At 62.9% G+C, this 14,327-nt stretch carries 16 protein-coding genes and 3 pseudogenes; 4 read left to right on the forward strand and 15 right to left on the reverse strand.

From position 1 onward, the window contains the following. The first annotated feature begins 290 nt into the window (after positions 1-290). Positions 291-1,361, forward strand: coding sequence for a zinc-binding dehydrogenase (locus VML93_RS18995; protein WP_325613063.1), 1,071 nt, complete (start codon positions 291-293; stop codon positions 1,359-1,361). A 171-nt stretch (positions 1,362-1,532) separates the two neighbouring features. On the opposite strand, the pseudogene VML93_RS19000 reads toward VML93_RS18995, so the two are convergent. Beyond that, positions 1,533-1,779, reverse strand: a pseudogene (locus VML93_RS19000) (amino acid permease); the annotation flags it as partial. Between the two features lie 39 nt (positions 1,780-1,818). On the opposite strand from VML93_RS19000, the gene VML93_RS19005 reads away from it, so the two are divergent. Beyond that, positions 1,819-2,658, forward strand: coding sequence for a DUF1206 domain-containing protein (locus tag VML93_RS19005; protein WP_325613040.1), 840 nt, complete (start codon positions 1,819-1,821; stop codon positions 2,656-2,658). A gap of 158 nt (positions 2,659-2,816) precedes the next feature. Here the strand turns inward: VML93_RS19005 and VML93_RS19010 are convergent, their stop codons facing one another. The 4 genes from VML93_RS19010 to VML93_RS19025 form a co-directional block, all read right to left on the reverse strand. Then, complete coding sequence (locus VML93_RS19010; RefSeq protein ID WP_325613041.1) at positions 2,817-3,686, reverse strand: alpha/beta fold hydrolase; 870 nt, start codon at positions 3,684-3,686, stop codon at positions 2,817-2,819. A 152-nt stretch (positions 3,687-3,838) separates the two neighbouring features. Continuing rightward, positions 3,839-5,116, reverse strand: a complete 1,278-nt coding sequence (locus VML93_RS19015; RefSeq protein ID WP_325613043.1) for a fatty acid desaturase — start codon at positions 5,114-5,116, stop codon at positions 3,839-3,841. A gap of 331 nt (positions 5,117-5,447) precedes the next feature. Further along, positions 5,448-5,606, reverse strand: a complete 159-nt coding sequence (locus VML93_RS19020) for a DUF6131 family protein (protein ID WP_325613065.1) — start codon at positions 5,604-5,606, stop codon at positions 5,448-5,450. Positions 5,607-6,108: 502 nt separating this feature from the next. Continuing rightward, positions 6,109-6,573, reverse strand: coding sequence for a hypothetical protein (locus VML93_RS19025; RefSeq protein WP_325613044.1), 465 nt, complete (start codon positions 6,571-6,573; stop codon positions 6,109-6,111). Positions 6,574-6,984: 411 nt separating this feature from the next. Here VML93_RS19025 and VML93_RS19030 point away from each other — a divergent pair, with 411 nt between their 5' ends. Beyond that, a complete protein-coding gene (locus VML93_RS19030; RefSeq protein WP_325613046.1) occupies positions 6,985-7,239 on the forward strand; it encodes a hypothetical protein in 255 nt (84 codons plus the stop codon). Here the strand turns inward: VML93_RS19030 and VML93_RS19035 are convergent. The 3 genes from VML93_RS19035 to VML93_RS19045 all read right to left on the reverse strand — a co-directional run bounded on the left by VML93_RS19035 (position 7,232) and on the right by VML93_RS19045 (position 9,869). Next, complete coding sequence (locus VML93_RS19035) at positions 7,232-7,849, reverse strand: hypothetical protein (protein ID WP_325613047.1); 618 nt, start codon at positions 7,847-7,849, stop codon at positions 7,232-7,234. The genes VML93_RS19030 and VML93_RS19035 overlap by 8 nt on opposite strands. 195 nt (positions 7,850-8,044) lie before the next feature. Next, a complete protein-coding gene (locus VML93_RS19040) occupies positions 8,045-8,848 on the reverse strand; it encodes a GAF and ANTAR domain-containing protein (protein ID WP_325613048.1) in 804 nt (267 codons plus the stop codon). Positions 8,849-9,128: 280 nt separating this feature from the next. Continuing rightward, complete coding sequence (locus tag VML93_RS19045) at positions 9,129-9,869, reverse strand: TetR/AcrR family transcriptional regulator C-terminal domain-containing protein (RefSeq protein ID WP_414686392.1); 741 nt, start codon at positions 9,867-9,869, stop codon at positions 9,129-9,131. Between the two features lie 160 nt (positions 9,870-10,029). On the opposite strand from VML93_RS19045, the gene VML93_RS19050 reads away from it, so the two are divergent. Then, positions 10,030-10,491, forward strand: coding sequence for a hypothetical protein (locus VML93_RS19050; RefSeq protein ID WP_325613051.1), 462 nt, complete (start codon positions 10,030-10,032; stop codon positions 10,489-10,491). A gap of 619 nt (positions 10,492-11,110) precedes the next feature. On the opposite strand, the gene VML93_RS19055 is transcribed toward VML93_RS19050, so the two are convergent. From VML93_RS19055 to VML93_RS19085, 7 genes and pseudogenes are all read right to left on the reverse strand, one after another. After that, the gene (locus tag VML93_RS19055; protein ID WP_325613053.1) at positions 11,111-11,311 is read right to left on the reverse strand and encodes a hypothetical protein; all 201 of its coding nucleotides are present in this window, start codon (positions 11,309-11,311) and stop codon (positions 11,111-11,113) included. A gap of 94 nt (positions 11,312-11,405) precedes the next feature. Further along, positions 11,406-11,780, reverse strand: coding sequence for a hypothetical protein (locus VML93_RS19060; RefSeq protein WP_325613055.1), 375 nt, complete (start codon positions 11,778-11,780; stop codon positions 11,406-11,408). A gap of 250 nt (positions 11,781-12,030) precedes the next feature. Beyond that, positions 12,031-12,267, reverse strand: coding sequence for a hypothetical protein (locus VML93_RS19065; protein WP_325613057.1), 237 nt, complete (start codon positions 12,265-12,267; stop codon positions 12,031-12,033). After that, positions 12,252-12,624: pseudogene (locus VML93_RS19070) on the reverse strand (glycosidase); the annotation flags it as partial. The pseudogene VML93_RS19070 and the gene VML93_RS19065, both read right to left, overlap by 16 nt. After that, a pseudogene (locus VML93_RS19075) lies at positions 12,621-13,201 on the reverse strand (glycosyltransferase); the annotation flags it as partial. The pseudogenes VML93_RS19070 and VML93_RS19075, both read right to left, overlap by 4 nt. 294 nt (positions 13,202-13,495) lie before the next feature. Continuing rightward, positions 13,496-13,654, reverse strand: coding sequence for a DUF6307 family protein (locus VML93_RS19080; RefSeq protein WP_325613059.1), 159 nt, complete (start codon positions 13,652-13,654; stop codon positions 13,496-13,498). Positions 13,655-14,032: 378 nt separating this feature from the next. Beyond that, positions 14,033-14,278: a cold-shock protein gene (locus VML93_RS19085; protein WP_325613061.1), complete on the reverse strand. Its 246-nt coding sequence runs from the start codon at positions 14,276-14,278 to the stop codon at positions 14,033-14,035. Positions 14,279-14,327 lie beyond the last annotated feature (49 nt).

Here is a 14,327-nt window from a genome sequence, read left to right on the forward strand (position 1 = left end):
ATCTGGTACCACAACTTCGCTGACGGCCGCTATCGACAACCGGCCATCGTCGGGAGCACGCCATGACGCCTGGCCTCAGCAACCGCGAAGTGCGCGTAGTCCTGGGTCGCTTTGTGGCCCGTCCGCAGCACGCGGGGGACGCTGTTTGAACATGCTGCGCGTCCGCCCTGCCAGCAAACTCGGCGATCAGTGACATAGCCACAAAAATCCTCGTCGTAACGTTTTAGGTTTACGGTAAGAGGATGACCTGGCAAAATATTTCTATCTCGCGGTTCGGCGGCCCTGAGGTGATGGAACTGACGGAGCAAACGACTATCCCCGACCCCGGTCCCGACGAGGTTCGCATCAAGGTCTTGGCCGCCGGCACCGGCTTCACGGACATCTTCATTCGGCGCGGCCGCTATCCGGACTACAAGGGGCCGGTGCCGTTCACTCCCGGATACGACATCGTCGGAATCGTCGACAAGCTCGGTCCCGGTGTGGCCGGTCTGCACGAGGGCCAGATGGTGGCCGATTTGTGCGTCGTCGGCGGCTACACGCAGTACGCAATCCGGCCGGCGCGGTTCCTGGTGCCCGTCCCCGATGGCGTCGATCCGGCCGAGGCGGTGTGTATCCCGCTGGCCTACCTAACCGCCTTCCAGATGCTCACCCGCTACCGCCACTTGTCGCCGGGTGCAACGATTCTCGCGATCGGGGCCTCGGGCACGGTCGGCACGGCGCTGCTCGATCTGGCGCGGCATTTTGGCCTGAACGCCATCGGTACCTGCTCTGCGGGGAACATGGCCGTGGTCGAAAGCTTTGGCGCCAAGGCAATCGACTATCGCGACGGCGACTTCGTCGAAGCAGTGCGCAAGCTCACCGCCGCACAACCCAACGGTCACAAAGGCCGCGCTGGCGTGGATGCCGCCTTCGACGCGATCGGCGGCGCCCATTTCACTCGCTCGTTCGCCTGTCTGGCATCCGGTGGGCTGCTAGTCGGCTACGGGTCGCAGACCATGGCCGACGGGCGCGAAGGCCTGCTCTCCGCCGGACTTGGCCTGGCCAGGCTCCACCTCTGGGGCGCGTTCAAGCTCCTGTTCAGCGGCCGTAGCGCGGTGTGGTACAGCATCACCTCGCGACGAAGGAAGCAACCGGAAGAGTTCAAGGCCGACATGGCCACACTGTTCGGCCTGCTGCGCGACGGCGCCATCCATCCCGTCGTCATCGATCGCCTACCCCTGGCGGCCGCCCGCGAAGTCCACACCCGCATCGACGCCGGCGGACTCGGCGGCAAAATCGTGTTGCTGCCCTGGCCCGCGCCTCTACCGGATACTCGCCCTGCCACCGCGCGTGTCGCTGACTCGCCCGCCTCGCCGGAATGATGAAGACCGGGGTCGTGCCAGTTGCTGGGATCGCGAACGGCTAAATCGGGTCAGGCCATCAGAGCCTTTGCTATTAGGGTGCCGCACATTCTCGCTGAAAGGGCTACGCGCCCAACATAATCCCGAATTGCCGGAGTAAGGCCCCAGTCTTCGGAGTGAGTGGGGAGGGCTCAGTCCAAGCCCGGCCAGCATCATGGCCAGCAAGGGATGCGACATCACCGGAAAGACGCTCCCCAGACTGGCTGCCCCGGCCGCCAGACTGACCGCAACTGTCAGCACGTAGCCGACGACCAGGCTGGCCGCAGCCAACAGGCTCACCGTCCGGCCGAGGTCCTTTTTGGCGACCGCGTAGGCTCCGCCGGCGTTCGGGTGTGGACCCCTATCACCTGCCGTACGAGACCACCAACACCAGCAGCATCGGACCGCTCTGCTCATCCTTAGTGGAACACTTGACCGTATGCGTTGTCGCTGGCGTAGCCGCCGCTACACGGTGGGTGATCCGACGACCGCGACACAGATCGCCCAAAACAGTGTGTTCGAACGATTCGCCCGCGCCGGGTACGTCGTGAGCGGCCTGCTGCACCTGGCCATCGGCTACCTCGCGATCCGTATTGCTCTCGAGAAAGGCGCCGGCACCGCTGACCAATCCGGGGCCCTAGCGGCATTGGCAGCCAAACCCGGTGGCTTCGTCGCGCTGTGGGTCGCCGCGGTCGCGCTTGTGGTGATGGCGCTGTGGCGCCTCGTCGAAACAGCCCTTGGTCGGTCGACCGACCCGAAATCTCAAGGCACAGCATCGGAAATATTGGACCGGGCGAAGGCCTTCGCGTTAGCAGTGGTCTATTTCGCCATCGCATACTCTGCGTTCGGATTCGCCCGGGGCGCCGGTAAGTCCACCGGCAGCGAGAATTCGGCGATGAGCGCACGCCTGATGGAGACCGGCGCCGGCACTATCGCACTCATCACCGGCGGCGTGATCATCGGCGCGGGGGGCGGATATCACGTCTACAAGGGAGCCAGCCGCAACTTTCTCGACGACCTCAAGGGCAATTCCGGCGACCTGGTGCGGCGACTGGGCATTGTGGGCTACATCGGTAAAGTCTTGGTGATCAGCGGTGCCGGGATGTTGGTGATCGTCGCGGCGAGTCGTTCTGAGCCGAACAAGGCCACCGGACTCGACGGGGCTCTCAAGACACTCGGGGCCCAACCTTACGGAGCGGGACTCGTGATGGCCGCCGGCCTGGGAATCATCACCCACGGCTTGTATAGCTTCGCCATGGCCCGATACACCAAAATGTAAGTGCTCCAAGCTGATTCGACTTGCAGCCGACAGGATGCGGCATTCTCGCCGGAGCGCTGCGACGTCGAAAGTGTCCGAAGTCGCCGGTCAGGCGAGCCAGAGCTGCTTGCAACACACCAGACAGAGACGCGAAGCGCTCGCCGCAGCGCGGGTGCTGATCATGATCTTTGATTCGCCAGGTCGGCATCCCGCGCTGTGGTGGCGATGAAATCGTCAAGGAGGTCCACCACTTCGGTCGGGGACTCGACATGCGGAAAATGTCCGACACCGGCGAGCACTTCAAGTCGACTACTCGGCACGGCGTCGTGAGCGGCGTAGCCGTGGGCGACAGGAATGATCCGATCCTGCTCACCCCAAATCAGCAGGGTGGGTAGTCCATAACTTAGATGCAGCTTGCCGAGCGCACTAACCGCCTGGCCGCGGTAATCCACCACCGAGCGCAGCGTGCGCAGGAACGCTTGCCGTGTCCCGCTATCCGACAATGACGAGTAGGCCTTCCACATCTCGCCCGAGCGCGGCGATTGGATTCCTGCCGACCTGAGCCACGACCCCAGCTTGTTGCCGACGTTCAGCACCGGCTGCGGCGCGACCAGCGGCAACACCAGCTCAGCGCCGGGCGCCGACAAGAGCCGCAGTATCCAGCTCAGGTCGGGACCCAGCCCACCGCTGCTGATGAGAACCAGCCGCTGGCAATACGCGCGATGCTGATAGGTGAACTGCATGGCCACACCGCCGCCGAGCGACTGACCGACCACGGTCGCCTGGCTGATGCCCAGTTCATCGAGCAAATCACGCAGCGACACCGCGAACGCACCCAACGAATAGTCACCCCGCGGCTTGGCGGATTCACCATGCCCCAACAGGTCCGGTGCCAACACCCGATACTTCTTCGACAACTGAGGGATAAGCGCCCGCCAAGTCGCCGAACTTCCCGCCATGCCATGAATCAACAACAGCGACTCGCCGGCCCCCTCGTCCCGATAGGCAACACGCTCACCATGCAGATCGAGATATTTCATCTCACTCAACTGAACCCGGACTCCATCCAATCGTGTTGCGGCATGTCGGCACGTCGTCACAGACAATTGTTCCCGCGGCTCCCTCGTCGAGGATAACCCAACCTACGGTTCCGTAGGTTACCGAGCCAGTAAATCACCGCCATCTGACGACCCAGGCCTAATCAACGCCGCCCCGGTCGATGTCTCCCGCCGAGGCCCGAGTCGCGCCGCCGCCGTTGGCGGACCGCCACGATCGCCGTCTTGAGCCCGCGGCGGCGCCCTGTCGCTAGGTCGGTCCCGGCGAAACCGGGCTCCAGTTCGGTGAACATCCGCTCGCTGCGGGTCTCCGGAGCGTCGTCGGCGGTATCGCGCAAATAGCGGTCCGGCAGCGACAATTTAGCGATGGTGCGCCACGTCTGGCCGTACTGCATCAGGAAGGAGCCTGTGGTGTACGGCAGGTCGTACTTGTCGCAGACCTGCCTGACCCGTACCGAGATCTCGTGCAGCCGGTTGCTGGGCAGATCGGGATAAAGGTGATGCTCGATCTGGTAGCACAGGTTGCCGCTCATGAACCGCATCGCTGGACCGGCGTGAAAGTTGGCGCTGCCCAACATCTGACGCAGATACCATTGACCCGGGGTTTCGCCGATCATGTCGGTTTCCTTGAATTTCTCTGCGCCGTCGGGGAAATGCCCACAGAAGATGACCGCGTTGGCCCAGACATTGCGGATCACGTTGGCCACCACGTTGGCCTTCAGCGTCGATTTGTAGGTTGCCGCCGGTGACAACGAGGTCAGCGCCGGGAACGCAACGTAGTCCTTGACCACCTGCCTTCCCGCCTTGGCCAAGAGCTCGCGCAAGTGCCGGACGTTGATTGCGCGGTCCGGGCCGGCCTGGAAGATCTTGCGGAACTCGATGGCCTGAAAGCCAATTCCCCACTCAAATCCCAGCGCGAGGATGGTGTTGACCAGCAGGTTGCCGATGTTGAAGGGCTCCCAGGGCTGGTCACGGGTAACTCGAAGGACCGTGTAGCCTACGTCGTCATCCATGCCCAGGATGTTGGTGTACTTGTGGTGCTGGAAGTTGTGGTTGAAGCGCCAGTGTTGTGATGTCCCGGTCATGTCCCACTCCCATGTCGTGGAGTGGATCTCGGGATCGTTCATCCAGTTCCACTGGCCGTGCATGACGTTGTGGCCGATCTCCATGTTCTCGATGATCTTGGCCAGAGCAAGTGCCGCCGTTCCCGCCCACCATGCCGAGCGTCTCGAGCTGCCGGCCAGCATGAGCCGGCCGGCTACGTCGAGGGCGCGTTGCGCGGCGATGGTGCGGTGGATGTAGCGCGCGTCGCGCTCGCCGCGGGAATCCTCGATGTCCAGCCGGATCGCGTCCAGCTCAACGGCGAGATTCTCGATGTCGGCTTCGGACAGGTGAGCGAAGGCCGGAATGTCAATGATCGCCATCTTTTCCTCCCTTAAGTCGGGCTTCTATGTGGGTTCCCGGCGTTCTTCGGCAACGAAGAACGCCGAACTACGCAGCTGGTTACGGCTCTGCGGTTCCTCGCGAGTCGCGGACTCAGATGTTCCGGGTAGTTGCGCGCTCAGCTGTTGCCGATGTCTGTGCGAGCAGACCCAATTTGTCTGCGCGCTCAAACAATTGGTTGAGTTCATCGCGGGAGGTCGCTGCCCCCACGGCGATAATCGGCGCCTTGTTTGTTGCAGACCGCCGGCTTATGCCGCGTTGACATCGGCTTCGGCAGCCCGAACCGGCTACCCGTTGAGTAGATCTGGCTTGTTAGTAGTAATGGTGGCGCCCGCCGACACCGCGGCCCATCGCTCCCACCACCGCCAATATGACGCCGACGACGAGCAGGATGACCCCGACCACCAAAATAAGATGGGCGAAGGTAGGGACAAGGCTCGGGAGCAGAAGCCCCAGAACGATGAGCACGATTCCGGATCATGACAGCTGTCTGATTTCTCTTGGATGTATGAACGGAGGATTGGCCGGGTCAGTATTCGAAGGGCTCATTTTGCTTGGCCCCCGGCCGGTTTGACGTTGCGCCAACCTGATCGGCGCGTCCATAGGTACGCGGCCGGGTATTCCCGGCACCGACACGGCTGTTTCCCGCTTCGTCGCCGATCAAGTGATCGACAAACCGACTAGCACGGGTCGGGTGAACGCGGAGTTGGAAGTCTTCCGAATTCCGGGCTAACAAAGGAATGAGCGAATCTGCATGCTCTCTCGACCGCAATCGGTAGACATTCGAATGTGCGGCGCGAGCGAACGCTCATCAAGTTCAGCGGCGTACAGCCAAACTAGCTTCCGGACTGGCTGAAGGACTCAGCAACAACAACACTACCCCTCTGGGTGGACCCGCAGCCAGTTGCCCGCCCAGTGCGGCGTGGCCGCGGTGCTGAAGCGGGTCGATATCCATTTCGCGGGCAGCGCACCATCACCGAACGTCCGGTTTGTACCAATTCCCGATAGTTGGGGGATCCTCAGAACGGACAGTGAGATTGGTAGCGCCCTCCTGAGCGCCTGGGCTGTGACCGCTTGCCGCCAGTTGTGCTACTCCCAAGCCCCAACCCCTGAAGCTGAAGCTCTCACCGGTGGTGGCATCGGTGACCTCAAGCTGAGCTGGATCGAAGACGATCGCGCTGTTGTTGACGAGATCGAGTCGCCAGAGCGGTAGCTTCGCGATTGCCTCGAGGTGAGCACGAACCTGCTCGGTCGTTGCGAACTTTGGGCCGCTGGCGACGAGCTGGTCCAGCCGATGAAGCGTAAATTGCTGCGTGGATTGATCCTCCACACTCGTCGTCGCGCTGACCGCATACCCCAGCGGCTGCGATACCTCGTTGAGCCGGTTGCACTCGCTGGCAACATCAGTCATGTGCTGCGCTTGCTCTTTGTCGATCATTCAGCTCCCTCTCATCGGCGTATCACCGACCCGTGATCATTGTGACCTGCCCACCTTCCTCGGCGGGGGTAATTGGCCGCACCACCGAGCGGCACGAGTCGGCTCGCCGCCCACGAGCTGCTCGACAAGCCTTTGCCGTCGAGTGTATTTGCGTCGCACACTCATGTGGGTTCCCCTTGCGGGGTTGGGTTCGGCCTCGCCGCTTCGGGCCTCACCAGGGTGGGGACTTCTGGGAGCTCCGGCGGCGCCGGATGATCCAGTGTCGGCGCAGTGGCCGGCCAACCGATGGTCCGGTCGGCCTGGGTGCCAATGGGGACGGTCACACACCGCTGCTCGATTTCGCAGCGTGGTCTTGGTTGGCTTGGCACCAGCACAATTCGGTTCTCGCCGGCCGGAGACGACGCTGTTCACATGTGGCATTACGTTGGCCGAGAAGGTCATCCGCACGATCACGGTGTACTCGCTGCCGGGGTGTTCGGCAACGGCACCTGGCTGCTGGGCGGGAGGGTCGGCGCCGTGACGCGCGTGGCGCTGAACGCGCGACTCAACCGGCTCACCGCAAACAGTCCGACAGCGAAACGCCTCTTCGGGGACGCGCCACGACGGTCAGCGACGGTGGCGGCGCCATCGCAGCGGGGATATATTCGCGTTTACCCGCTCAGCTGATGTTGGGCTCCTGATCGGTGCGCTCGTCGTCGGCCGGGTCCGCGGCGGTGAGCGTCTCAAGGATGAACTGGGCGGCGGTGTGCCGATCAGCGCCGCCATCAGCTTGGATGTCCAGTTCCCGATGAGCTTGCCCCGGCGTGCAGCCGCGGCCGATGAGGACACCGATGGCCTGATTGATGACCGACGCCGTTCCCAGATATGTCCCGGTGTCCGGCTTGCCAGGGACGCTGAGATGCTGATCGAGCGCGAAATCGTCGAGCGGGCGGCCGGTTAGCCACGCCAGGTCCGCGGCGAGGTCGACAAACGCTCCCGGCGTGCCCGCATAGAGGAGGAGGGCAACCATCGGCGCTGCCCGGCCCGCACCGACGCCGGGCAGCGTCAGCCGAAGCGAGGCGCGAACGTCGTCGGCCGCGCCGTCGTCAAGGGTAGTGAAGGTGAAAGGCGGATCATCACCGCCGTCGACGGTCACGCTCAGACCGAGATAGGTGGACAGCGCCGCTTGGGCGTTAACGCCCAATTGGTGCAAATTCTGCAGCATGTCGGCGTCGGACTCATCCAGGGCGGCGGTGAGGATGCCCAAATCGGCGGCCAGTGCCGCACGGATCTTCATGAGCGGGTTGCTCCGCTGGGCGCTCCCGAGCGCGGATCGAGCCTGCCGGTGCCGAACAGGCGAGCCGCCTGCACGGTGGGGAACACGCGACGCAAGCCAGGACTGGTCGCGTTGACTGTTTCCCCGCCCTCCAACCTACGCGCGTCACACCATTGCAGCGACAATTCGGCCGTGACTCGAACTCGCGGTTCGGGCTCAGGTCGGGTTGTGTCGGGCGCGGGCGCGGCGGACGGCTTCATCGACGATGTGTTGGGCCACCTCAACCAATTTGCGGTGTTCGGCTTGGCTGATCGCCCGCAACTGGTTGAACGCCTCCTCGGCGCTGCGCCCACTGCGTCCCCGGATCAGGCCGATCGCCTGGTCGATCACCGGACGCGTCGACAGCGCCGTCTGCAACTGCGCGGTCAGCGCCAACGCGTGCGAAAGGATCTGGGCGTTATGCACCGCCACCGCCGCGGGTTTGGCGAACAGTTCCCCCAGTTCGGCGGCGTGCTCATCGAAGACGTCTTTGTCGTGCGCGTACACATTGATCGCCCCGATCACCTGATCCAACACCAGCAGCGGCAGCGACAGCGCACTGTGTACGCCCAATCGGCCCACCCGCGGACCAAACCGAGGCCACATCTTCTCCCCACCCAACGACCCGGACCGCACTGTGCGCCGCTGCAGCGCCGCGGTGATGCAGGGCCCCTCTTTGAGGGTCACGTACTGAATCTCGTCGATCTCGGCGACAAACGGTGCACTTGCGGCCAACGCCTCGACCATGTTGTCCGCTCGGTCGACCCGCAACAAAGTCACCCCGGCACCCTCGGCGCCCGGTATCGCTTGCACTGCGAACGTCGACACCTCAGCCAGCAACGCAGGCAACCCCAGACTGCCGGCCACCAAGCCCGCCAACTCGTCGATCCCGGCCCGCAAGTCGGCGGCGTCGGCGCTAGCCTGTTTCGCGCTCAGCGACCCCAACGGAAACTCGTCGGCATCCTCGGTGAACCCCGTCATACCTGCGCTCAATAGTCTTGGCAGAGCTGGGAATCGACACCGAAGCCCAGTCCCTAGCCGTGTCGAAACCGTCACGAGATGGTGGTAGGGACGATATTACGCCGCTGGGCCGACGCGATCCTGCACCGCCGCACCGATCGGCTTCCCTTCGCCGCACCCAGGAACCGGGAGGTTCTCGGAGCAACGCGCGCGGCTGCAGGATTCGATGTGCACGTCAATCTGCAACACGAGTCCGACGGGGTCGAGCTCAGTCGGTGAGCTGACCAACGGCGGATGCATCTCAGACGGTTGCGGGTTGTGCGTCGCGGCCCGCGAGGATCGAGGTCATGCCAGGGAGCAGCAGTTCGAGGAAGCTGTCCAGTTCGGCGGCGCCGTCGTAAGAGGCTAGGACGGGTGCCAGCGCGCGCAGGTGAGGGAATTCGGTGATCGCGAATCGGTGAAGACCGAGCCGGAGCACATCGTCGGTTTCCTCGGGTCGCTCGATAACCTCCTGCAACTCATTCAGGATGTGGCCGTACAGGTAGCCGAACAGCACCCGGTAGATGTGTAGAGCTTCCTCGCCGGTGAAGCCGGCAGCGGTGAGCAGTGCGAGGACGTCCTCTAATGGCCGTAGCATTCCCGGCGGCCGCTGCCCGAGTGGCGTGGCCAACGGTCGAGTGACCAGCAACGGCACCACGTTCGGATGTGTCAGGGCCAATTGCCGGAAATCGCGGGCGACGGTACGCAGTTGGCCGGCCCAGTCCGGGTCGGAACTGTCCACCGACAGCTGTGCGAGCACCATCTCGACGACACCGTCGAGCAGCGCGGCCTTGTTGGGGACGTGCCGGTAGAGGACCACCGGATCTCGGCCCACCGCTTCGCTGAGCCGACGCATCGACAGTCCATCCGCACCGTTGCGGTCCACGATCTGTAGCGCGGTCTGCAGGATCATCGACCGGTTGAGTTGACCGTTGGCTGCACCGGCGGCCAACGGGTCCTCGTCGTCAGCGTCCGCGTCGAGGCCTGTCGATTGTCTCGTCATGGCCACAGCGCTCCCGTTCTGCCGCATCATCGAGCGGCTACCGATCCTAATTTAGCACCCTTAGTCAACATTGCTGATAAACACCAATTGTTAACGGTGTTGACATCCCCTCGTCGAACGCGTGTAATTGGTACCTAGCACCGCAATCGGAGACCTCGAAATGCTTGTCATAGTTGGATTAGTTGTTCTGCTCTTTGCCGTCTTCGTCGGGGTTATCGGTGTGATGGAGAATGCCGGAGCCGCTCATCTGCTGAGCGAGAACTTCTCGGTTTTGGGCTACCACGTCACCGGGTCGACCGGCACTCTGTTCCTCTTCGGGATCGTGATCGGCGCGCTGGCGATGCTAGGTATGAGCGTGCTGCTGGCCGGTGCGCGGCGCACCGCGGGTCGCGGCCGCGACGCTCGCCGTGAACTCAAGAGGTCCCAGCGCGAAGCGGCGTTTGTGAACCGAGACCACGACTTCGAGCGCCAGCCTGTCGACGAGACCACCGGCTCAACGGTGAACTCGGAATCCGCTACGACCCGACCGAGGAGGAAGAGGGGTTCGCTCCTCGGTCGCTGGTCTTACGGTCGGCAACCGGCAGCAGCGCGCGCTGGCAGCCGACGCCGCAACTACGACTAACCAATCAGATCGTGGGCGATAACGCGGTCGCCCAACGCTGCGAGCTACCCCAACCCGGTTCACGACAATGGTTGACTGTCGCGGCCCACCTCTCACGATCCCGAGTCCGATGCCCACAGGTAGAGTCGGTGACGGTTGATGGTCCAGCCGGCCCGGAACACCCTGCCCCCCGGGGGGACAGCGTGAGAACAATCGCTCGCAACCGGGCACCCCGGTGATCCCCCGATAGGGAGTTCACTATGCAGACGCGTCCCCATGGGACTGTCACCCCTGCACACCCAACACACGGCACCGGGGGCTAAGCGCCCGGTAACCGTCGTCGGCATCGCTGGTGGAAGGCCGAAAAATCGGCACACACCCGGGCTCTGCTCCGCAAAACCCGGATTGGGCCATCACGACCGCAACCGCAACAACCGGCGCAAAACGCAACAGGGCGCCGCCGAATCGCCGCGGGGCCTCAATGACGGCCACCGCCACCGATTCCGGGGCAAGCCTCATCGCGACATACAGCGTCTATGCGCCGCAACATGATTCATGCCCTAGACGGCCCGACCTAGCACGCGGTGATGCGCGGTCTCTGATGACCCCGCAACACCAGAGGCCGCGCACAGACTTGTCACTACTCCCCCGCGTCGTTTGCCCCACCTTCGGAATCCCACGTCGACTGTGCCGCGGCCGCATCTTTGCGTACCGCGGCGCGGCGTACACCTGCGCGGAGTACTTGGTGGAGTGTCAGGTACGGCCTGTCGATGACCGCCGGCGTCGATCTGCCCATGGCGGCATGGTTGCCGATAACCCGCGGTTCGGTGATGTGCGTCATGCTCGTCTCTCTGTCTGCCCGCATAACCGAGCTGGTAGCTGTTGTTGTTGTCTCTCTTACAAAATCGGGCGATCGCCACGGCGCGGAGGTGACCCTAATGGCGAATCGTCGAGCTGCTGCGCCGGCGGCTGCTCATGGGGTCCCGCGCCGACTTCTGGTGTTCAAGTTGGCGGATCAGCTCGCGCTTTGCTTCGCAGATGGCGCGAGTGATGTCCGGGTTCTCAGCAACCGCTATCAGCGGCGGATGGCCGGGCAGGCTCGTCCGCAAAGTAACGCGCTGCTCCTTGCCGTCGCGGTCCTGCAACGAGATTTCCACATCAATGTCCCGCGGATCCCATCGTCCCAGCAGGTGCGGGCCGAGTGTAGACAACGTCTCCAGGACGTGCTGGCGCTCCTTTTCTTTGAAACCCGCACCGACGTGAAGCACGTGCTCGCCGAAAGTATCTCGTTGTTCGTTGTCAGATGTCATCGTGGTCGTTCTCCTAAACAGGGTTCGCACGCAGGCACTCGGGGTTTTCTCCACGCGTGTCGTCGTTGTGCGGTGGTCGAATTGATTTCCCGGGAACAGAAGGAAACACATTGATCCATCAGCAATTACAGATGAACTCCGGCGATGGCTGATTTCCGGCAGACCTCCAGTAAACGCCCTTCACGGTAGTATGTCAACATCGTTGACCAACGGCGTAAGCACGGTGGCGCCGTTTGAAATGTCTTGGGTCTCAGCGGCTCAGAACTGCGAGGAGTTCGGGTAAGGCCACGGTGGCGATACCGATGGCGGCGTCAGCGATGCCGTACGGCAGCACCAGCGTGTCGGCGTGGACCAGTGCGCCGCAGCTGTAGACAACATTGGGCACGTAGCCGTCCTGCTCATCGGTAGCGGGGCTCAGTAGCGGTTGCGGCAGCTGGCCAAGAATCCTTGTCGGATCGTCGAGATCGAGCAGATGCTGGGGTTGCACAACGCCGCACCTTCAATGGCGTATTCGCTGGTGAACGCCGCGCCCAGCAACAACTTTCGCGCCTCGGAGAGTTCCCTGCCGGGATCCGGCCGATCGGCGAGCTCCTGGGCATGCCGACGGAAGGTGCCAGCAAGATCGCGGTGACGCTCGTCGAAGCGTATGACGACATCGTCTAGCGAAGACCGTACCCGCGCTTCGTCCAGGGCCAGGATCCGCGCCAGCACCGCTCCCGCTCGGGGCTCCTGTCGCTCGAAACCTTCCTGGCCTGGCACGAAGAGTCGGGGTGATGACCCGCGAAGGGTTGGCCGAGAGCCGTTGGGGGCTGCGTGTAAGGAGCGCACTCTGCACGGAAGTCATTGCCGCACAGTCGAGAATCGTCGAGCGTGTTGCATCGTCGAGAGCACTGCCAGAGTCGACTCCGCGCCCTGGTTGCGGTTGACCCCATCGGCGTGCAGGCCGTCGAATCCACCGCCGGCTGGGGGTCCCACATCAGCTGTCGCGCGTCGTTGGCGCCCATGAACCAGGCCGCAGCGGCGCGGACTCCGTTGGGCCAGATCGAAGCGGGGTCAATGGTAGCGGCACGCGCGCACGCGTCGGCGAGGGTGGACACCTCGATCGGCTGCAGATCGAACGCGGGCCGAACGTCGTCCGGCGCTCTGCCCCCTGCCGGAGTGGGCGAGAGGTGATCCCCGGCCGTTTCGTATTCGATCAGCCAACCCAGCAGATCCAAGCCCTGTTGCCGCAGTGCCCAATCGTCAAGCGCAACGCCGGCGGCGATCATCGCCTCGGGCAGAACCGCATTCGCGTACGTGAGTCGCGACTCAGGCCATGGCCAGGCGGCGTCGCCGTTCGGTTTGGCCACTGTGTCGGCGTAATCGATGAGAAGTGCGAGCGCGGCCCGATGCGCGGGGTCGAAGGCGACGAGTTCGGCGGCGGGACGCTACACCCAATGAGCGGCTACGGCATATTGCGCGTGGCCAGGATGCGCACGCCGACGGATACCGGCGTCGGCACGGCACCCTCACCCGTGAGGCGCCGCTTGGCTTGGTCGGCCAGGTAACCCGGACCGAGGAGGCCCGTCGGCTTGGTGATCGCCCAGGCTTCGAAAAGGCTTGTCGCCGAGTGCCGTTCGGCGACCCGCGGACAAGACGAAGATCGCCGCCGGAAGCAGACACACGTCGCCGTCGTCTGGCAGCGCCAACCTCAGCGAACGAAATCGTTCAGCGGCTCAGCGCATCTTCTCAGGGATCGAGTTCAGTGCGTGAAGTACATGTACCGCAAGCTCGCCCGCGGCGGCGTCGTCAAGCGGAGAGTACGTCGTCAAGGCGTCCCGTACGAGTCTTAAGCGCTTTTCATAAGGCGAGATAAGTGTTGACTCAGACATCATGGGTTCTTTCTATTGCGCCGACTGTTATTCGCTCAAAGGAAAGCGCTCGACGGTATATATCTTACACCGTAAATGAGTTGTTTGGTGGCACTGCCCGTTGCGGCCGAATCCGACGGTTTCGACACGCATTTTCGTGTCGGGCAGCTGAATATCCTCCGACAACAAAAAGCGCCACAACCACGATGGTCAAAAGTCTCCTGCCACGTCGTTCATGGAGGACTACGCCCAAAATCTAGCCAATATACGCGGAAGAGCACCTCTCGTACCGGGCAGTTCCTGGGTTTCGACCAGAGTTGAACAGCACAATTTCTTGTGTCAAAAATCTCTGGGGTTGACGGACCATGCCCGATCAGTCCTAGAGGTTTTCGTAACGAATCGCTAGACGGCGGTCACTCCAGCCGCCTGAGGGCCTTTCGCTCCCTGGGTGATTTCGAACTCTACTCGTTGATTCTCCTCAAGCGAGCGAAAGCCGCTCCCTTGGATTTCAGAATAGTGAACGAACACATCTTTTGCGCCGCCGTCCGGGGTGATAAAGCCAAAACCCTTCTCCCCGTTGAACCATTTCACGGTGCCCTGTACCCTACTAATTTCTTTCTCCTTCACTTGGATGTAATCAAGATACATCCACGACTAACCGTAACATAAACAGGAAAATGCACACCAATCGACAATG

The organism is Mycobacterium sp. (assembly GCF_035499775.1).
GTDB lineage: Bacteria > Actinomycetota > Actinomycetes > Mycobacteriales > Mycobacteriaceae > Mycobacterium.